Origin of the sequence: Rathayibacter festucae DSM 15932, from assembly GCF_004011135.1 — a bacterium.
GTDB lineage: Bacteria > Actinomycetota > Actinomycetes > Actinomycetales > Microbacteriaceae > Rathayibacter > Rathayibacter festucae.
The window spans coordinates 1,532,154-1,551,575 of record NZ_CP028137.1; the positions used below are offsets into that span (position 1 = coordinate 1,532,154).

Genomic DNA, 19,422 nt, shown 5'->3' on the forward strand with positions numbered 1-19,422 from the left:
GGCGATCCCCACTTCACTCCGAGGTGCCCTCTAGCGGACATGACCGCTTCAGGGCCTGGTCCCGCTGGGGTCTCCGCTGCCAGGGTTCGAGAGCGACCACCGACGGTCGGCCCGACCGAAGGTGCACCATGCGCAGCGAGACCGCCCGACCGATCACCCCTCCCCCCGCAGCGGATCCCGGCCTCGCCTCGGCCCACCCGCCCAGGCGGCGCCTCGTGGCACTGATCGCAGCGCTCGGTCTGCTGATCGGCACCGCGGCACCGCTCCTCGGTGCGGTCTCACCGGCGGCCGCCGCTCCCCCGACCGCGGGCGTGCAGGTCTGGGGCGGCGACACCGGCGGGCAGAGCGCCGTCCCCGCCGATGCCGGGGACATCGTGGCCGTCGACGCCGGCGACAGGCAGACCCTCGGCCTGCGCCGCGACGGCACCGTCGTCGCCTGGGGCGCCGACGACGGTTCCGGTGCGGCCTCGGTGCCGAAGGGGCTCTCCGGTGTCGTCGCAGTCGCGGCCGGCACCGGCCACAGTCTCGCCCTGAAGCGCGACGGCACGGTGGTCGCCTGGGGCTCGCCCGGCTACCAGGCGACCACGGTGCCGCAGGGGCTCTCGGACGTCACCGCCATCGCGGCGGGCAGCTCCTTCAGCCTCGCCCTCAGGGGCGACGGCACCGTGGTCGCCTGGGGTGCGAACACCTTCGGCGAGTCCACCGTGCCGCAGGGACTCTCCGGCGTCACCGCCATCGCCACCGGCCTGGTGCACAGCCTCGCCGTGAAGAGCGACGGCACGGTCGTCGGCTGGGGCGACGACTCCCGAGGGCAGAGCACGCCGCCGGCGGGCCTCACCGGAGTGGTCGCCGTCTCCGCGGGCTACCTGCACAGCATGGCGCTGAAGAGCGACGGAACCGTCGTCACGTGGGGGAACGAGCCCGACCACGCCGTGCCCGCGGGCCTGAAGGACGTCGTCGCGATCTCCGCCGGCTGGTACCACGACGTCGCGCTGAAGAGGGACGGCTCGGTCGTGAACTGGGGCCAGGGCTTCTGGGGGCAGCTGGCCGTCCCGAGCGATCTCACGGGGGTCACCGCCGTCGCCACCGGCTCGGAGCACACCGTCACGGTCCGCGCTCTGCCGGCGTTCCTCGCCGATGCGCCGCCGTCGAGCGCTCTGATCGGCGCCCCCTTCTCCTACACCTTCGCCACGAGCGGCTACGCGACGTTCACCGTGACGTCCGGCGCTCTTCCCGGCGGGCTCTCCCTCACCCCGGCCGGTGTCCTCGCCGGCACCCCCACGACCGCTGGACGCTCGACCTTCACCGTGACCGCCCGGAACGCCTTCGGTGCGACCGAGGGCACCGCGCACAGCATCGTCGTCCAAGGCGCGTCCGCCGCGACCGTGTCGGGAGACGCTCCCGACGGGACCGTCGGAGTCGCCTACTCCGCCGCCTACACCGTCGCCGGGACGCCCGCGCCGACCGTGACCGCGCAGGCCGGCACCCTTCCTCCCGGCCTCGCGCTCGACGCATCGGGACGCCTCTCCGGCACGCCGACCAGCGCGGGCACCTACCCCTTCACCGTGCGGGTGTCGAACGCGAGCGGAGAGGCCGCGGTCGCGGACACCGTCGTCATCGATCCGGAGCCCGCGGCGCCGAGCATCTCCGGCGACGCCCCGGGCGGCAAGGTCGATGTCGCCTACGACTTCCGCTACACCGTCGCCGGCACTCCGACGCCCGCCGTGTCGCTCGACTCGGGCGCACTCCCTCCCGGGTTGACCCTCGACGGCACCGGGCTCCTCTCGGGCACGCCGACGAGCGCGGGCACCTCCTCCTTCGTCGTGCTCGCGTCGAGCAGCGGCGGTTCGGCGAAGGTCGCCAGCACGGTCACCGTCGTCCCGGGGACCTCGGCGGCGGGCATCACCGGCGACGTCCCCGCGGGCGTCGTCGGATCCGCCTACGACTTCACCTACTCCGTCTCCGGCAGCCCGGCACCCACCGTGACGCTCGCGGCGGGCGCCCTGCCTCCGGGTCTGCGCCTCGACGGCGCCACGGGCCGCCTCTCCGGCACGCCGACGACCGCGGGCACGTACTCGTTCTCCGTGCAGGCGACGAACAGCGACGGCTGGCAGCTGCTGAGCAGCACCCTCGTCGTCTCGGCCGCGACGGCCGCGCCCGGCCTCTCCGGGCAGGTCCGCGCGGGCACGGTCGGAGCGGCCTACGACTTCGCCTACACCGTCACCGGATCCCCTGCGCCGACGGTCACGCTGCAGTCCGGGGCACTGCCGCCGGGCCTCGCCCTCGACCCTGCGGGGCGTCTCACCGGGACTCCGACGACCGCCGGCTCGTTCCCGTTCACGGCGGCGGCGACGAGCAGTGCCGGCTCGGCGACCGTGAGCAGCGTTCTCGTCGTGGCTCCGGCGGCGGTCGCCCCGGCCGTCTCCGGCGGTGTCGCCGCCGGGATCGTCGGGTCGGCCTACGACTTCACCTACACCGTCACGGGCACTCCCGCCCCGACCGTGTCGCTGAAGTCGGGCGCACTGCCCCCGGGTCTCGCTCTCGCTCCCTCGGGCCGCCTCTCCGGCACGCCGACGACCGCCGGCACCTTCACCTTCGAGGTGGTGGCGACGAGCAGTGCGGGGTCGGCGACGGCGAGCAGCACCCTGACCGTCTCGCCCCAGCGGGTGACCAGCAAGGCCGACCTGCGCGTGGACCTCTCCGCGCCGAGCTCCGCAGTGAAGGGGAGGACGTTCGCCCTCACCGTCGTCGCGACGAACGCGGGACCGGCCGCGTCCTCGTCGGTCTTCATCAAGGTGATCCTGCCGCCGAACGTGCAGTTCGTCTCCGCGACGGGCACGTACACCCGGGTCGGCAACCTCGTGATCTTCTCCCGCTCGAGCCTCGCGAACGGTCGATCCGCCACCGAGAAGATCACCGTCAGGGCTACCACCGCGGGCAGGGGCACGGCGCTGGCGTCGACGTTCTCGCTGCGGACCCCCGACCCGTCCGTCCGCAGCAACACCGACACCGCGGCGACGACCGTGCGCTGAGCCGCCCGTCGCGCCGCGAGCCGGCGTCCGGTCGGTCGACTACCGGAACGGCGATGCGGTTCCTAGGGTCGGACTCATGGAACCGCGACCGCTTCCCGCCATCGGCGCCCCGGCCACCCGCGCCCTCCGAGCAGCAGGCGTGCACGACGTGGACGACCTGCGGCGGGTGGGCCTCGACCACCTCGCGACCCTCCACGGAGTGGGACCCGGAGCGCTTCGACTCCTCCAGCAGACCCTCGACGCGGCCGACGACGACGTCCGCTGAAGGATCGGCCGACGGGTCGCTCTCGAAACCCGGTTCCCCCGCCGTTGAGCGACACCTGTCGGCGGCGATCCCTGCGCCTCCCTCCCCCGTCCGGGTGGTATCGGACTGCTCACCTGAGAATCGTCCGAGAGGAAGCGCACTCCAGCGCTACGGTCGGGTGGCGAGGCACTCGGGTGCGCCGATATCGAGGGCCGACGGAAGGGGCGAACGATGTCCGACGAAGGGACGCACGTGAGCGCGGCGTCGTGGAGGAGGGCGCGTCGCCTTCTGTCGGCGGCAGTCGGAGCGGCCCTGGCCGTCGGGGCGGCGGCAGCTCCCGCGCTCGCGCAGGAGACGGAGCCGGACACGGCTGCTGAATCCGTCTTCTCGCCCGCCTCCGGCGCCTACTTCGGGACGAGTCTCGACTGGAGCATCGACAGCGCCGCGGCGCAGGCCGACCGGCTGGGCCGTTCGTCCGCGCTGCTCGAGCACTCGGCGTCCCTCCCGATCAGCGAGGACGAGACGACGTACCTCGCGCAGTTCCTGCGGCAGGCCGAGGGCGAGGGCGCTCTCGCCGCGGTGACTCTGCGGCCCGAGGGGGATCTCGCGGCTTTCGACGACACCGACGCCGAGGCGGCGGTCGACGCGCTCGACCGCGCTCGCGCCGACGAGGCGCTGCCCCTGTACGTGCGCTTCGCGCCCGACATGAACTCGACCTGGGTGCCGTGGGGGCAGCGTCCGGAGGAGTACATCGCGGCCTTCCGCACGTTCGCGGACGTGCTCCACGACCGCCTTCCCGACTCGGTCGTCGTCTGGTCGCCGACCGCCGGAGACTCGTACCCCTTCACCGCAGCCGGCCCGACCGGTGCCGCGCCCCTGGACACGAACGGCGACGGTCTGCTCGGGCGAGACGACGACCCCTACGGGCCGTACTACCCGGGCGACGACGTCGTCGACTGGGTCGGGCTCGCGGCCTATCACGACGCGAGCGGAGGCGGCGCTCCCCGCAACGCGCTGCCCGCCGCCGGGGAACTCGCCGACGATCTGAGCGGCGACGGCGACCTCGACTTCTACGGCCGGTTCGCCGAGGCGACGCGAACGCCGATGCTGCTCGAGACCGCGGCTTTCTACAGTCCGGGCGCCGGCGGACCCGATGAGCTCACCGTCAAGCAGGCCTGGTGGCGCCAGGTGATGGCCGAGACGTCCGGCGACGACCGCCCCCTGCTCGACGCAGTGCTCTGGCGCGACTCCGCCGGAACGCGGGCGGCTGTCGGCGAGGTCGTCATCGACTGGAGCATCTCGGGATCCGGCGCGACCGCGGCCGCCTTCGACGCCGACGCGGGGTCCAGCGCACTCGTCTTCGGCCCCGTCTATCAGCCGTTCACGCCCTCCTCCCCGGTCCCGACGGGCGGCGGCACGATCGGCGGGGCCGCCGCTTGGATGGTCGTCGCGGTCGTCCTGATCGTGGCCGCAGGGCTGACGGCCTGGGGTCTGTCCCTGCGCCGCAGCAGGCGGCTCGCCTACGACGGACCGCCGAACCGCGACCTGCGGATCGACCTCCTGCGGGGAGTGGCGATCGTCTTCGTCGTGATCAACCACGTCGCGCTCGTCTCGATCTGGCAGAACGCCACGCAGGAGGCGATCGGCATGGTGTCGGGGGCGGAGCTGTTCGTCCTGTTCTCGGGCGCGGTACTCGGGCTGGTCCACCGCCCGAAGGTGCTCGGCGGCGGGATCGGCGAGGTCACCCTGCGCACCGGCCGTCGCGCGGTCACCCTCTACGTGACGGCCCTGGTCATCACCCTCGTGGTCGGCCTGGTCGGCCTCCTCGACGCCGTCCGATCGACCCCGGCCACGACCTACGTCGACCAGGGCACCGGTGCCGCAGGGAGCGACGCGACCGGCCGGGTGTACAACCTGTACGAGAACTTCGAGAGCCTCTTCCGCTACCCCGTCGATCCGTCGATCGTCGTCGACCTCGCGGCACTGCGGCTCGGTCCGTGGCAGGTGAACGTCCTCGGGCTCTACGTGGTCATGCTGCTGCTGTCACCGCTGATCCTCTGGGCGCTGTCGCGTCGGCAGTGGGTCGCCGTGCTGGCGGTGTCGTGGGCGGTCTACGCCGCTCAGGCCGTCCTGCATCTGAGGGTCCTCCCGTCGCAGTTCGAGGACTCGTTCCCGCTGCTCACCTGGCAGATGCTGTTCGTGACGGGGATGGTCGCCGGCTTCCACCGCCGGGAGATCGTGGCGTGGTTCACGACTCGCTCGGGCCGGATCGTCCTGGCGGTCTGCGTCATGGCGACGGTCGTCCTCGCGATCTTCTCGTGGAACAACCCGTACCTCTCCAGCACGTACGACGTGAGGCTGGGACTCGTGCCCGCGAACACCTTCTCGGACATCTACTCGTTCGCCTTCGAGCGCACGACGCTCGATCTCGGCCGAGTGCTCAACCTGTTCCTGGTGGTCGTCACCGCCTACGCGGCACTGACCGTTCTGTGGAAGCCGTTCCACCGCCTGCTGGGCTGGTTCTTCATCCCCCTCGGTCAGGCGACCCTCTACGTCTTCGTCATGCACGTGCTGTTCGTGCTCATCGTCGCCAATGTGCCCGTCCTGCGCGAAGGGAATCCCGTGATCGACTCCATCGCCTATCTCCTCGTCCTCGCCCTGCTCTGGCTCATGGTCAGGACCCGCTTCCTCTTCGCCGTGGTGCCTCGATGAGCCGCGCGGCCACCGGCGACGGCACGGAGAGCCTCCTCACCTCGCCCGCGCGGATGCTCCTGCTCCGGGTGATCGTCGTGCTCACGATCCTGCTCGGTGTGAACTACGTCGCCTGGCGGTGGCTGTTCTCGCTCAACTGGGACGCCTGGTGGATCGCTGTGCCGCTCGTCGCCGCGGAGACCTACAGCCTGATCGACGTCTGCCTCTTCGGGATGACGATGTGGCGGGCGAAGGGCCGGCCCGCTCCGCCGCCACCCGCGCCCGACGCGACCGTGGACGTCTTCATCACCACCTACAACGAGCCGATCGATCTGGTCATGGCCACCGCGCTCGCGGCGCAGGCCATCCGCTTCCCGCACGAGACTTGGGTCCTCGACGACGGCGACCGCGCGGAGATGCGCGCGGCCGCCGAGGGGGCGGGGCTGGGATACATCACCCGGTCCGCCGACTGGAAGGACCGACCCCGGCACGCCAAGGCCGGCAACCTCAACAACGCGCTCGAGCTGACCACGGGCGAGTTCATCCTCATCCTCGACGCGGACCAGATCCCGCGTCCCGAGATCCTCGATCACACCCTCGGCTACTTCCTCGACGAGAAGGTCGCCCTCGTGCAGACCCCGCAGGTCTTCTCGAACGTCGCCACCGGCGATCCGCTGGGCAGCCAGGCTCCGCTGTTCTACGGACCGATCCAGCAGGGCAAGGACGGCTGGAACGCCGCGTTCTTCTGCGGATCGAACGCGGTCCTCCGGCGCGAGGCTCTCATGCAGCTCGGCATCGTCGGCTACGTCAGGGAGCTCGACCGGAGGATCGGCACCGCCCTGCGCACCGCGGCCCGCACCGTCGCGAAAGCACGCTCGCACCCGGCAGCGGCCGACCCCGCCGTGATCGCCGCCCTCGACGACGTGTCCACCGCGATCAGCGAGGCCCGCACCGCAGTGAGCGCGGGCGAGCCGATCGCGACCGTCACCTACGAGCTGCACCGGAGAGTCGACCGGGCGAGCTACTCCCTCGTCGCCTCGGACGTCGCCGGCCTCGAGAACGACCTCGCCGAGATCCGCGCCCTGGCTCGAGCGAGCGTGGCGGCGTCTCCCGACACCGTCGTCGACATCGAATCCATCGTCGCCGCCCTCTCCGATCGCGAGCTCTCCCCCCTCAACGCCCTCGAGTCCGTGCAGATCGTGCTGCAGAGCATCACCGTCGACCGGCCCGGCGAAGCGCAGCCGATCATGCCGCTCGCGACCATCTCGGTCACCGAGGACATGGCGACCTGCATGCGCCTGCACGGCCTCGGCTGGAAGAGCGTCTACCACCACGAGCTGCTCGCCGACGGCCTCGCACCCGAGGACGCGGGGACCATGCTCACCCAGCGGCTGCGCTGGGCGCAGGGCACGATGCAGGTGTTCCTCCGCGAGAACCCGCTGCTGCAGCGCGCGCTGAGCGTCCCGCAGCGCCTGATGTACTTCGCGACGATGTGGAGCTACCTCAGCGGCTACGCGGCCGTCGTCTACTTCGCCGCCCCGATCGTCTTCCTGGTGCTGGGAATCCTGCCGGTCGACTCGATCGCTGCGGACTTCTTCGTGCGCTTCATCCCGTTCATGATCGTCAACCAGCTGCTGTTCCTCGTGGCGGCGAAGGGGACACCGACCTGGCGGGGGCAGCAGTACAGCCTCGCGCTGTTCCCCGTCTGGATCGAGGCCTGCTCCACGGCGATCAACAACGTGCTGCTGCGCATCCCCCTCGGCTTCGCGGTCACCCCGAAGACCCGTCAGGAGTCGACCGGCGTGCCGTGGCGGCTCATCCGGGTCCAGCTCGTGGTGATGGTGCTGCTCGTCGTCGCGATCGTCATCGGCGTGACCCACCTCCTCGTCGACGGCGCGGAGGTGATCGGCACCGCGGTCAACATCGTCTGGGCCGTCTTCGACCTCGTCGTGCTGAGCGTCCTGTTCCGCGCGATCACCTATCAGGGCTTCGAGCCCACCCCGGCGCCCGCAGAGAAGGAGCACGCATGACGTTCACGACCGAGAAGATCGATCCCGACATCACCGTCATCGCCGCGAGCGGCAAGCTCAACATGGTGGCCGCGCCGCAACTGCGAGACGTCGTGCGGCGCTCGATCGCCGAGGGGAGCGCGCGCCTCGTCGTCGACCTCAGCGACGTCGCCTTCCTCGACTCCTCCGGGCTCGGCGCTCTCGTCGCGTGCTTGAAGAGCGCGCGGCAGGCGGGCGGTGATCTGCGGATCGCCGCCCCGAGCAAGCAGGTGATGATGGTGCTGCAGCTCTCCAACCTCGATCGCGTGCTCGCCCGATTCGACACGGCCGGCGACGCGTACCGTGACTGAGCGCACCCTCCAGTTCCGCACACCACCCGACAGCGTCGACGTCGTCCACGAGATGCTCGCCCAGCTGTGGGAGGAACGCGAGGACGTCGACGAGATGGACCGCTTCGCGTTCGAGACCGCCCTCATCGAACTGACCGCCAACGTCATCCAGCACTCCTGCTCGACGACGGCGATCGTCTGCAGGCTCGGCGTCGAGGTCGACGACGACTCGCTCCGCGCCCTCCTCGTCGACAGCGCCGATCCGCCCGGGATCGACACGTCGCCGAGGGCGATGCCCGACGCGTTCGCCGAGTCCGGTCGTGGAATCGCCCTCATCCAGGCGCTCGTGACGACGTTCGACTACGAGCGCTCGGCCAGCCACAACGTCTGGTCGCTCTGCAGGAACCGCACTCCGGCCGCCCCCTGACCGCGCGGTCCGTTCAGCCGCGCTGAGCCAGCGCCGCGGCCAGGGCGGAGCTCGACGCCGCCGAGCTGCCGATGCGCCAGTCGACCTCCTTGTCGTGATCGAACCAGACCACACCGGTGACGTCGGGCTGAGCGCCGAGGTAGGACACGAGCGCCGAGTTCCAGGCGGCCTTCGACCCACCGGACTCCGCGGACGCCGTCTCCGCGATCAGGATCGGCACCCCGGGCGCCAGCGCCCGGAGCTGAGCGAGACCGTCGCCGAAGAGGGCGGACGGCTCGGTCCAGCTGCTCCAGGAGGCCGCGGTGCCCCAGTTGTACCCGTCGAGCGCCACCACGTCCACGTACGACGCCCCGGGGTAGAGGCCGACGAGCGCGGTAGAGCCGGTGTAGGGGACGTTCGGGCTCCACACCCACGACACGTTCGAGGCGCCCTGCGCGGCGACCACGTCGTGCACGTGCCTCCAGGCGGCCGCGGAGGAGCCGGGTGCGTTGCCGTTCACCCCCTCCGACCACGGGTACCAGTCGCCGTTCATCTCGTGCGCGTACCGCAGGAGCACCGGCTTCCCCCACGAGGCGAGCGCCGCACCCCACTCCCGCAGGTACGGGTCGAAGTCGCCCGCCAGGACGCGGGCGTTGGAGTACGCGGGCTGCGCGACCCCGCCGCCCCAGCGCCAGGGCTCCCAGGTGACCAGGCTCGTGGCGCCCCGGGCGGCGACGCTGTCGAGCCCGGCGATCGGAGGCGCCTGGCCGAAGTCCTGATAGGAGAGGACGATCGACGGGCTCTCGCCGACGAGCCGGGCGACGGAGTCGAGCTCGCTGTTCGCCGCAGCACCTCCGGGGGTCGAGACACCGAAGCGCAGACGTGCGGTCCGCTGCGGAGGGACCGCCGTCGGTGTGCTCGTCGTCGCTCCCGGACCGGCCGTCGTCGAGGCCCCGCTCTCGGTCACCGTGAAGGGTGCCGAGGCGACGCGCCCCGCGACCGACGCGGACACAGTCAGCACTCCCGCGGTCGCCGCCGGAACGACGACGACCGCGGAGAACGATCCGGCGGCAGTCGTGCTGAAGACCGTCCTCGCGGATCCCGCCGACACCGCCCCCTGCGTCTTCTTCGCGAACCCGGAGCCCGAGACCGTCACCGACGTGCCGACCGGTCCGCTCGAGGGCGACAGCGACAGCGTCGCAGTCGCCGCCGACGCAGGAGGGGCGGGGATCGCCAGCGCGCCGAGCAGCACGAGCAGGCCGAGGAGGAGAGCGGGCAGAGCGCGCGGGACGGCCATGACGTCGGGCTCCTTCGGGCAGCCGATGGTGGTCCTTCGAACCCTAGAGACGCGGCGCTCACCTCCTCGGCGGCGAGCACCCCGCATGCGGGGGGTGGGGACCTGGAGCATTGCTCCGTCCCGGGTCGCCGGGTGCGGTCTCCTGTGGACCGGAGAGCACTCGTTCTCGACGCCCCCCGGAAGCCACCCTCGAACGCGACGGCTTCGTGACCTTCCAGCCCGACCCGCGCCACCGGCGTCGCGCTCGAAGGAGCCGCTCCTCCTCACGCCGCGAGGGCGGAGGAGGAGCGGCTCCCTCGACGGTCAGGGTCGGAAGACCGCCCGCACGCAGCCGTCGGTCTTCTCCTTGAACATGGCGTAGCCGGCGGGGCCGTCCTCGAGCGGCATCACGTGCGTGGCGAGGTGCTCGGTGACGATCTCGTCCCGCGCCATCCTCTCGAGGAGCATCGGGATGTACCGGTGCCCGTGCTGCTGAGCGGACCGGAGCGTGAGGCCCTTGTTCATCACCGCCCCCAGGGGGAACTTGTCGACGAAGCCGCCGAAGACGCCCAGCACGAAGAGGCTGCCGCCCTTGCGCGCGGCGAAGATCGCCTCGCGCACCGCGGTGGGCCTGTCCGTCTGCAGCCGCAGCTGCTGCTTCAGCTGGTCGTAGGCGAAGTCGGGTCCGTCGCGGTGCGCCTCCATGCCGACCGCCTCGATGCACACGTCGGGGCCGCGTCCGCCCGTCAGCTCGCGGAGCTCGGCCGTCACCTCGCTGGTCTCGTAGTTCATGGTCTCCGCGCCGATGACCTGCTCGACCTGGGCCAGCCGCTCCTGGAAGCGGTCGATCACGATGACGCGCTCGGCGCCGAGCAGCAGCGACGCGCGCGCCGCCATCTGCCCGACACCGCCGGCGCCCCAGACCGCGACGGTGTCTCCGGGCTTCACGCCACCCAGATCCGCTCCCATCCATCCGGTCGGAGCGGCGTCGGAGGCGAAGAGCGCCCGCTGGTCGCTGATCCCCTCGGGAACAGGGAAGGCCCCCTGGTCGGCGTAGGGCACGCGGATGTACTCGGCGTGGCTGCCGGCCCACCCGCCCAGCGCGTGGGAGTAGCCGTAGCAGCCGCCGGGCGCCTGACCCCAGAGCATCTCGGGGATCCCCGCGTTCGGGTTGCCGTTGTCGCACAGGGAGTAGAGCTCGTTGCGGCAGTACCAGCACCTCCCGCAGCTGATGAACGAGCAGACCACGACACGGTCGCCGACCCGGTGCTTCGTGACGGCCGATCCGACCTCGACGATCTCGCCGAGGAACTCGTGCCCGAGCACGTCGCCCGCTCGCATGGTCGGGACGTACCCGCCGAGCAGGTGGAGATCCGAGCCGCAGCTCGTGCTCAGGGTCACCTTGACGATCGCGTCCTGAGCATTGAGGATCCCGGGATCCTCGACGGTCTCGACCGAGAGCTCGTTCACTCCGGTCCAGCACAGAGCCTTCACAGCACACCCTCGCCCTTCGCCTCGTCCTCTGCCTTGTCGACCGCGCCACCGAGCAGGGTGCGCGGTCGTTCTCCGTGCGGTCTCGGTGTGGCGCGGAGGATCTCGCCCGTCTCGAAGACCTGCTTCGCGTCGCGCAGAGCCTCCCGCAGCGCCTTGCCCGGGTCGTCGCCCACCCCGGCATCGGCACCCTCGCGGACCCGGGCGTGCACCTCGAAGCCCTTGTCCCCGGGGGCCGGATCGATCCGGATCTCGAGCGACTCCGCCAGACGCACCAGCGGCTCGGGATACCCGCCGCTCTCGAAGTCCCGGGCCTCGCCCAGGACGGTGACCGCCTTCCACCCTTCCGGGTGGGCCCCGTCCCCGTCGGACTCCCGATCCTTCTTCACGAGGGAGCGGGCGACGAGGCCCACCGCGACCCCTGCGATGCCGACTCCGACTGCCGCAGCCGCTCTTCCAGCCATGATCACGCCGCCTTTCCCGGCTTGAGGACGACCTTGGTCCAGCCGTCGTCGCGGTTGTCGAAGTGCTCGTAGGCGTCCGGTGCCTGCTCGAGCGGCAGCTCGTGACTGACGAGGAACGACGGCGTCGCCTTGCCCGCGGCGATCAGGTCGCGGAGCCGGCGGTTGTACTTCTTGACGGGCGCCTGCCCGGTTCCCATGGTCTGGCCCTTGAACCAGTGCAAGCCGATGTCGAAGGCGATCCGCCCCTCCTTCGCGAGCTCGTCGGGAGCACCGGGGTCCTGCGGCACGAAGACGCCGACGGTGCCGATCCGCCCGGTGAAGCGCACCGACTGGACCAGACGGTTCAGCGTGAGGTTCGGCTGCTCGTCGCCGCCGGAGTCGTGCGCCTGATAGCCGACGCACTCGCAGCCGTTGTCGGCGCCGAGCCCCATCGTGTGCTCGAGCACGGCCTGCACGGGGTCGACCTTCGAGTCGTCGATCGCGATCGCGCCGAGGGACTCCGCCAGTCGAAGACGATCCGGATGCCGATCCACGACCATGACTCGGCTCGCGCCCTTGATGGTGGCCGACAGCGCGGCCATCAGGCCGACGGGGCCGGCACCGTAGATCACGGTCTGGTCCCCCGGCTTCACCCCCGCCATCTCCGTCGCGTGGTAGCCGGTCGGGAAGATGTCGGCGAGCATCACGTAGTCGGCGGCCTTCTCCTCCGCGTCCTCTCCCAGCCGGAGGCAGTTGAAGTCGCCCCACGGCACCCGCAGCAGCTCGGCCTGGCCGCCGGCCCACGGTCCCATGTCGGCGAATCCGTAGGCCGCGCCGGCCCATTCCGGGACGGGCTGAGCGGTGAGGCAGTAGTTGGTCAGCCCGCGCTCGCAGTTCTTGCAGTGCCCGCACGCCACGTTGAACGGCAGGACGACGTGATCCCCCACCGCGACCTTGTCGACGCCGTCGCCGACCTCGATCACCTCGCCCATGTTCTCGTGACCGAACCACCGCCCGGTCTCGAAGCTGGTGCGCCCCTCGTACATGTGCAGGTCGGACCCGCAGATGTTCGTGGTCGTGATGCGCACCAGCACGTCGGTGGAGCGCTCGATGCGCGCATCCGGGACGTCTCTCACCGCGACTCTGCGCGGCCCCTCGTACACCACTGCTCTCATGCTCGTTTCCCTCCCGTGCGTGACGTTCCGTGGAAGCCGCCGCAGGTCGGTCGACCCGGCGACACCTCGATCTCACGCCCTGCGGAACGGAAGGCACCATCGGCAGGACTGCCGATGCGGTCTTCCGTCGAGGGGGTCCCCGTGAAGGGGCTCCTGGTGGTACCCCAGTAGCAACGGTCTTCGGACAATCCCTTCGCTTCCCCTGCCCCCGGTCCTGAGGTGGTCGATCCCGTGTCACGCACTGCTGCGCTCCAGCTCGCCGAGACGGCCGCGCGCCCCGCCCCGGTCCGCGAGCGGGCGCAGGCGATGCTGGACGAGCTGCACCAGCACATCCCCTTCGACGGCGCGTGGCTGGCGCTGGCCGAGCCGAACGGCACGGGGTACCGCTCGGTCGCGAGCACCGACCTCGACGAGTCCTGCGTCCGCTACCTCAGCGGCCCGCAGATGGCGCTCGACATCGAGAGGACCGGCGCCGATCGCGAGCGGCCTCCCCTCAGCCTGTCGGACGTCCCCTACTCGCCGAGGGACCTGCAGACCTGGGCGGAGTGCCTGCTCCCCGCGGGATTCCACGAGACCCTGTCCGTCGCCCTGTTCGAGGACGGGGGCCGGCACGTGGGCTTCATGACGGTGCTGTTCCGGAGCGCGGAACCGCCGTCGCAGGCGGTCCGCCGACGCCTCGCTCGACTCGTGCCGACGCTCACCTCGGGCATCGACCCCGTCCGCTCGCTCGCCGCGTCGGCCTCGGTCGTTAACGGAGCCGGAGCAGGCGTGGTCCTCCTCCCCGACCACGGCGTCGCCTCCCTTCCGGGCCTCTCCGCGGACGAGCTGCTCGCCGCCGATTCGGCTCTGATCGACGCCGCGAGGGACGCCCTCGCCGAGGGGCGGAACTACGCCTCGTTCCTCTGGCCCCGCGGACGCCGGCAGTCGCCGGACGGCTACGTGCGGGTGACCGTGCTGGCCTGCGAGAGGGAACTCGCCGCAGTGACCCGCGGAGTCGTCGTGCTCTCCCCCGCGACGCGCCTGCGGGGCCTGACACCGCGGGAGCTCGAGGTGCTGGGCCACGTGATCGAGGGGTGCTCCAATCTCGAGATCGCCCGGGCGCTGAGAGTCGCTCCCCGCACGGTCGCCGCCCACCTCGAGCACATCCTGGTCAAGCTGGACGCCACGTCGCGCACGCTCGCGGCCGTCCGCGCCGAGCGCGCCGGCCTCTACGTCCCCCTCTCGCGAGCCCGGGCCGGGTGAGCCGGCCCGGACGAGCTCCGCGCGGGGCATCACGGCACTGCGCGACCGGACGACGAACCATCGATCAGAAAGGAACCGTCATGTCCCACCTGTCCGTCAAGGCCGGCGTCGCCGCACTCGTCGGCGCAGTCGTCGCGGCGATCGCCGCGCTCCTCGGTGTCCCCGATCTGTCGCCTCTGCTCGGCTGGGCGATCGCCGCGGCGGTGTTCCTCGTCTGGGCCTGGTCGACGGCGTGGCCCGCCGACCCCGAGCGCACCCGCGACCTCGCCCGCCACGAGGACCGGTCCCGGAAGCTGGTCGACTCGCTCATCATCGCCGCCACCTTCCTCAGCCTCGTCCTCGTGGTCATCGCACTCCTCCGCAGCCAGCAGAAGGACCCTGTCGGATCCGCGGCCGCGATCCTCGCGGTCGTCGGGGTCGTCGCGGCCTGGGCGCTCATCAACACCGTCTACGCCTTCAAATACGCGCGCATGTACTACCTCGACGACCGCCACCGCTTCGACTTCGACCAGGACGAGGACCCGTCCTACAGCGACTTCGCCTACACCGCCTTCTCGATCGGGATGGCCTACAGCGCGAGCAACATCACGCAGTCCTCCACCCCCTCACGCCGCATCGCCCTGGCCCACGCTCTGCTGTCCTACTTCTTCGGCACCTTCGTCGTCGCCGTCGCCATCAACCTGATCACCGGCCTCACCCAGGGAGGGTGAGGAGCGCGGCGTTCGAGGTCGAGACGGAGCGACGGTCGGCCGCGGACCGAGACCGAGGCCTCGACCTCCGGTCCCTCGATCAGCCGGCGGTCACCGGGTCGGAGGAGTGCGAGATGCCGAGCACCTCGCGTTCGTGGTCTACTGGTCCCGATCCGGGGGGATGAGCGATGAACAGCACGGTGGAACGGTCGGCGTGGGCGCGGTTCTGGGACCACGGGCGGTGGTGGAAGGCCCTGATCCTCGCGGTCGGCTACCTCGCGATCTACGAGCCGGCCTCACTGCTGATGGCTCCGTTCGTGCCGTTCATCGGGGACGCGGATTCCGCGAGCTACGTCGTCGTCCTCATCGTCGTCCCGGTCCTCATCGGCAGCCTCCTCCTGGTCGGCTTCGGCGCGAGCCTCGGCTGGCTGCGGAGCACGTTCGAGCGGCAGTCCCCTCGCGGCGGCGGCTGGATGTGGATCGCGATCGCGGTCGTCCTGCTCTTCAACGTGATGCGCTTCGCGAGCATCGACTACTCCGCGGCCGGGTTCGACTGGGTGGCCGCCTGGCTGCTCGCCGGACTCGTCATCGGCTTCTCCGAGGAGCTCCTCACCCGCGGCTACGTCGTGCGGATCATGCGCTCGTCGGGTCGCTCCGAGATCGCCGTCGGACTGGTCTCCGCCGCCCTGTTCGCCCTGCTGCACGCCACCAACCTCTTCGTCGGCCAGCCGCTCCTGCCGACGCTGCTGCAGATCCTCTACACGTTCTTCTTCGGCTTCTGCATGTACCTCGCGATGCGCGTGACCCGCACGATCGTCGCGCCGATCCTGCTGCACGCCAGCACCGACCCCAGCATCTTCATGCAGGGCACCTACCCGGCCGGCGGCGCCCTCTCCGCCTTCGCACAGCTCGGCAACATCGTCGTGATCCTGGTCGGAGTCGTCCTCCTCGTCGTCTTCCTCCTCACCGAGCGCCGAGCCGGCCACCGCGCCCGCACGGCGCAGCACGGAGCCGCGCGGATCTCCTGAGCGATCGTGCGGGATCAGCTGCCGCGGGGTCCGCGGCGGAGGAGGACGAGCAGGGTCTGGGACATGACCGTCTCGTCGTGCTGGTCGATCAGCTCGATGCCGATGCGGACGAGGCCCCTGTCGGGTCGTGAGGTGGAGGGGCGCGCGGAGAGGACGAGGAAGCGCCCGTGCAGCTGGTCGCCCGGGCGCACCGGGAGGTGCCAGCGCAGGTCGTCCACTCCCGGCGAGGCGATGCTGGCGCGCTCGTTGAGGAAGGTGTCGACCAGGAGCCGCATCGTCATCGCCGTGGTGTGCCAGCCGCTGGCGATCAGGCCGCCGAAGTCGCCCGTGCGGGCGGCCTCGGGGTCGGTGTGCATGCTGTGCGGGTCGAACGCCGTGGCGAAGGCGATGATCTCGGCCTCGGTCACCTCGATCGGCCCGGAGGTGCCTCCGAGTCCGGGACGGTAGTCGTCGAAGTACCGCTCGGCCAGGGGAACGGTGAAGGGCTCCATCGTCCGACCGTACCGCCCGGCACCGGACGCCCTGTCGACGACCGGGGCGCCCTCCCCTCCCCGACCGCATCGCGTCATGCCGTCTCGGGCTGGTCGGCGCGGCGCCGGCGTCCGATGAACAGGGTTCCGATGAGCCCTGCGATCGCGAGGATCCCGCCGGTCATGAAGGCGGCCTGTCCTGCTGAGACGGTCTCGGCGACGGTCAGCTGTCCGGCGTCCGCGGCGTTCGAGCCGATCGTGTAGGCGGAGATCAGGACTGCGCCACCCGCGGCGCCCGCGAGCTGCTGCACCGTGGTGAAGGCGGCGCTGCCGTGCGGGTAGAGCTCAGACCGCAGGGAGGACAGGGCGAGGGTGGTCACCGGCGCCCAGATCATCGCCTGCCCGGCCGTCATCACGAGGTAGCCGGTCAGGTACGTCCACACGCTGTCGGCGTCGGTGAGGGTGCTGAGGAACCAGATGCTCGCCGTCCCGATCACGGCGCCGGGGATCGTCAGGGGCAGCGGGCCGAAGCGGTCGTAGACACGGCCGCCGAGCGCGGACACGACCGAGATGATCACGCCTCCCGGGAGGAGGAACAGGCCGATCGACAGGGTGCTCAGCCCGAGCGCTCCGGTCAGGACGAACGGGAGGACGAGGGCGACGCCGAAGCCGTTCATCGCGACGAACAGCATGATCACCACCGCGACCACGAACGTGCGGCTGCGGAAGATGCGCAGGTCCAGGAGCGCGTTCCCTCGTCGGCGCAGCGCCACCTGGCGCAGGACGAACGCGCCGACCCCGACGACCCCGATCACCAGGGGCAGGAGCGGAGGCATGGGCGCGTGGCCGGAGACGGATTCGCCGATCAGGGACAGCCCGAGGACGAGTCCGCCGAAGCCGAACGCGGACAGCGCCAGGGAGAGGACGTCCAGGGAGGCGCGCTCGGGCGTGGTGATGTTCTTCAGCTTCAGCGCGCCCGCGACGAGGGCGAGCACCGCGAGCGGGAGCACCAGGAGGAAGAGCCAGCGCCAAGGCAGGTAGGTCAGCACGAGGCCCGAGACGGCGGGGCCGACGGCCGGAGCGATGGCCGGGACCGCCGTCACGATCGCCATGATGCGGCCGCGTCGCGACTCGGGGATGAGGCGGATGGCGGTGGTCATCAGCAGCGGCACGAAGACCGCCGTTCCGATCGCCTGCACGATCCGCCCGACGAGCAGGAGCTCGAAGCCCGGAGCGGCGGCGGCGAGAGCCGTTCCGACGATGAAGACCGAGAGGGCGGTCAGGAAGATCGTGCGGAGGTGGAAGCGCCGCATCACGAAGCCGGTGGCCGGGATGAGGACCGCCAGGGTCAGCAGGTAGCCGGTCGTCAGCCACTGGCCGGCCGCCGGGCTGATCTCGAGATCGGCGATGAGGGTCGGCAGGGCGACACCGAGGAGCATCTCGTTGAGCAGCACGAGGAACGTGGACGCCATCAGCAGACCGATGACGAGCCCGTCCCCCTTCCTGAGCCGGTCGGAGTGCGGAGGCTGCGCGAGCGGGCGCGTGGAGGTGGTCATGACTCCATGCTCAACCTTGACATCAGTGACAATGTCAAGCGACGTCTGCGGAATCGGTGCTCAGTAGATCGCGCGATTGAGCCGCACGAGGTAGTCCGCGCTGATCGAGCCCTCCGCCTCGGCGCGCTCGGTGACGACGGCGATCGCGAGATCCCGCCGGCGGGGGGAGCGAGCGGCATCGGCCGCGGCGAGGGAGCCCGGCAGCTCGGCGGCGGTGCGCTCGGTGCAGTAGGCGGGGGTGCCGGGCTGCTGCCGCCAGGAGTCGGCGAGGGGACCCGCGTCGAAGGCGTCGAAGCCGGTCTCCTCGACGAGGGTCATCGCGAGGCGCTTGCCGTCGCGGTCGTCCCCGGCGACGGGGATCGCGATGCGATCGGGCGTGCCCGCGGCCGTGGAGTGCTCACTGAAGGACTGCGAGGTGATCGCGTTCCACGCCTTCAGCACCGGGCGCCCGAGCTGCTCCTGCACCCACAGGCTCTCCACCTGGCCGCTCTCGAGCTCGGCGATGCGTCCGTCGCGCAGCGGGTAGTAGTTGCCGGTGTCGATGATCACCGCGCCGGCGGGCGCGGTGCGCACGAGCGGCGCGAGGTCGGGGATGCGGCTGATCGGGACCGTCACGATCAGGACGTCGGCCAGGAGAGGAGCGTCCCGCGCTTCGACGGCCTTCGCGCCCCCGCTCAGCGCCGCTGCGCTGATCGTCGAGGGGCCGCGCGAGTTGGCGATGCCGACGTCATGGCCGGCCTCGCCGAGCCGCTGCGCCAGTGTGGTGCCGATCATTCCCGCGCCGATGATTCCGATCTTCATGTCCGTCCGTCCTTCTACTGAGTCCTTTCCTCCATCCTGAACGTTCGCACTAGTGTGAAGGTCAAGCGATCAGGAGGAGACGGACATGCGCATCGGAGAGCTCTCGAAGAAGACGGGCGTCGCGGCGCGGATGCTCCGCTACTACGAGGAGCACGACCTCATCCGCCCGACCCGCCTCGACAACGGCTACCGCGACTACGACGACTACCTCGTCGACCGCGTGAAGAAGATCCGCGGCCTCGTCGACTCCGGGATCCCGACCCGGATCATCGTCGACATCCTGCCCTGCCTCGACAAGCCGCAGACGATCGTGGTCGAGAACGCTGAGCCGGGACTCCGGGACCTGCTCACGACCGAGCGCGACCGGATGAGCGAGAAGATCGACTTCCTGATCCAGAACCGCGACGCGATCTCGCGCTACATCGACGCGATCGACGCGGCGTCGGACCGAGAGCTGCTCCAGACCGGCTGACGCTCGACCTCGTCGCTGGCGTGATGGTCCACCCGATCCTGCAGGACGGAGGCCTGTTCCTCGTCCCC

17 protein-coding genes are annotated in these 19,422 nt (G+C 71.0%); 10 read left to right on the plus strand and 7 right to left on the minus strand.

Going from position 1 to position 19,422, the window contains the following annotated elements; translation table 11 throughout:
• The first annotated feature begins 215 nt into the window (after window positions 1–215).
• The 6 genes from C1I64_RS07150 to C1I64_RS07175 all read left to right on the plus strand — a co-directional run bounded on the left by C1I64_RS07150 (window position 216) and on the right by C1I64_RS07175 (window position 8,732).
• Entirely contained in the window at window positions 216–3,032 is a 2,817-nt protein-coding gene (locus tag C1I64_RS07150) for a putative Ig domain-containing protein (protein WP_164874475.1), read from the plus strand.
• Window positions 3,033–3,108: 76 nt separating this feature from the next.
• The gene (locus C1I64_RS07155; RefSeq protein WP_123446407.1) at window positions 3,109–3,297 is read left to right on the plus strand and encodes a helix-hairpin-helix domain-containing protein; all 189 of its coding nucleotides are present in this window, start codon (window positions 3,109–3,111) and stop codon (window positions 3,295–3,297) included.
• A gap of 210 nt (window positions 3,298–3,507) precedes the next feature.
• Window positions 3,508–5,988 carry an OpgC domain-containing protein gene (gene opgC, locus C1I64_RS07160; RefSeq protein WP_127886734.1) on the plus strand — a complete coding sequence of 827 codons (2,481 nt, stop codon included), beginning with the start codon at window positions 3,508–3,510 and terminating at the stop codon, window positions 5,986–5,988.
• A 53-nt stretch (window positions 5,989–6,041) separates the two neighbouring features.
• Window positions 6,042–7,997 (plus strand): glycosyltransferase, encoded by a 1,956-nt coding sequence (locus C1I64_RS07165; RefSeq protein WP_208645178.1) that lies wholly within the window; start codon window positions 6,042–6,044, stop codon window positions 7,995–7,997.
• Window positions 7,994–8,326: an STAS domain-containing protein gene (locus tag C1I64_RS07170; protein ID WP_123446404.1), complete on the plus strand. Its 333-nt coding sequence runs from the start codon at window positions 7,994–7,996 to the stop codon at window positions 8,324–8,326. Before C1I64_RS07165 ends, C1I64_RS07170 begins: the two co-directional genes overlap by 4 nt.
• Window positions 8,319–8,732 carry an ATP-binding protein gene (locus C1I64_RS07175; protein WP_123446403.1) on the plus strand — a complete coding sequence of 138 codons (414 nt, stop codon included), beginning with the start codon at window positions 8,319–8,321 and terminating at the stop codon, window positions 8,730–8,732. Before C1I64_RS07170 ends, C1I64_RS07175 begins: the two co-directional genes overlap by 8 nt.
• A gap of 13 nt (window positions 8,733–8,745) precedes the next feature.
• Here C1I64_RS07175 and C1I64_RS07180 read toward each other — a convergent pair whose 3' ends face one another.
• The 4 genes from C1I64_RS07180 to C1I64_RS07195 all read right to left on the minus strand — a co-directional run bounded on the left by C1I64_RS07180 (window position 8,746) and on the right by C1I64_RS07195 (window position 13,057).
• Window positions 8,746–10,008 carry a glycoside hydrolase family 26 protein gene (locus C1I64_RS07180; protein ID WP_127886736.1) on the minus strand — a complete coding sequence of 421 codons (1,263 nt, stop codon included), beginning with the start codon at window positions 10,006–10,008 and terminating at the stop codon, window positions 8,746–8,748.
• A 303-nt stretch (window positions 10,009–10,311) separates the two neighbouring features.
• Window positions 10,312–11,481: a zinc-dependent alcohol dehydrogenase gene (locus C1I64_RS07185; RefSeq protein WP_127886737.1), complete on the minus strand. Its 1,170-nt coding sequence runs from the start codon at window positions 11,479–11,481 to the stop codon at window positions 10,312–10,314.
• Window positions 11,478–11,942: a hypothetical protein gene (locus C1I64_RS07190; protein WP_127886738.1), complete on the minus strand. Its 465-nt coding sequence runs from the start codon at window positions 11,940–11,942 to the stop codon at window positions 11,478–11,480. The genes C1I64_RS07185 and C1I64_RS07190 overlap by 4 nt, the downstream gene beginning before the upstream one ends.
• A 2-nt stretch (window positions 11,943–11,944) precedes the next feature.
• Complete coding sequence (locus tag C1I64_RS07195; RefSeq protein WP_244209420.1) at window positions 11,945–13,057, minus strand: glutathione-independent formaldehyde dehydrogenase; 1,113 nt, start codon at window positions 13,055–13,057, stop codon at window positions 11,945–11,947.
• Between the two features lie 270 nt (window positions 13,058–13,327).
• Between C1I64_RS07195 and C1I64_RS07200 the strand changes: the two genes are divergently transcribed.
• From C1I64_RS07200 to C1I64_RS07210, 3 genes are all read left to right on the plus strand, one after another.
• Window positions 13,328–14,338, plus strand: a complete 1,011-nt coding sequence (locus tag C1I64_RS07200) for a helix-turn-helix transcriptional regulator (protein WP_127886740.1) — start codon at window positions 13,328–13,330, stop codon at window positions 14,336–14,338.
• A gap of 80 nt (window positions 14,339–14,418) precedes the next feature.
• Window positions 14,419–15,048: a DUF1345 domain-containing protein gene (locus tag C1I64_RS07205; protein ID WP_127886741.1), complete on the plus strand. Its 630-nt coding sequence runs from the start codon at window positions 14,419–14,421 to the stop codon at window positions 15,046–15,048.
• A gap of 167 nt (window positions 15,049–15,215) precedes the next feature.
• Window positions 15,216–16,055 (plus strand): CPBP family intramembrane glutamic endopeptidase, encoded by an 840-nt coding sequence (locus C1I64_RS07210; RefSeq protein ID WP_127886742.1) that lies wholly within the window; start codon window positions 15,216–15,218, stop codon window positions 16,053–16,055.
• A 14-nt stretch (window positions 16,056–16,069) separates the two neighbouring features.
• Here C1I64_RS07210 and C1I64_RS07215 read toward each other — a convergent pair whose 3' ends face one another.
• The 3 genes from C1I64_RS07215 to C1I64_RS20735 all read right to left on the minus strand — a co-directional run bounded on the left by C1I64_RS07215 (window position 16,070) and on the right by C1I64_RS20735 (window position 18,882).
• Window positions 16,070–16,546 carry a MaoC family dehydratase gene (locus C1I64_RS07215; RefSeq protein WP_127886743.1) on the minus strand — a complete coding sequence of 159 codons (477 nt, stop codon included), beginning with the start codon at window positions 16,544–16,546 and terminating at the stop codon, window positions 16,070–16,072.
• Between the two features lie 74 nt (window positions 16,547–16,620).
• The gene (locus tag C1I64_RS07220) at window positions 16,621–18,081 is read right to left on the minus strand and encodes a DHA2 family efflux MFS transporter permease subunit (RefSeq protein ID WP_127886744.1); all 1,461 of its coding nucleotides are present in this window, start codon (window positions 18,079–18,081) and stop codon (window positions 16,621–16,623) included.
• A 60-nt stretch (window positions 18,082–18,141) separates the two neighbouring features.
• A complete protein-coding gene (locus tag C1I64_RS20735) occupies window positions 18,142–18,882 on the minus strand; it encodes an NADPH-dependent F420 reductase (protein WP_127886745.1) in 741 nt (246 codons plus the stop codon).
• 85 nt (window positions 18,883–18,967) lie between these two features.
• On the opposite strand from C1I64_RS20735, the gene C1I64_RS07230 reads away from it, so the two are divergent.
• The gene (locus tag C1I64_RS07230) at window positions 18,968–19,354 is read left to right on the plus strand and encodes a MerR family transcriptional regulator (protein WP_127886746.1); all 387 of its coding nucleotides are present in this window, start codon (window positions 18,968–18,970) and stop codon (window positions 19,352–19,354) included.
• The last annotated feature ends 68 nt before the right edge of the window (window positions 19,355–19,422 follow it).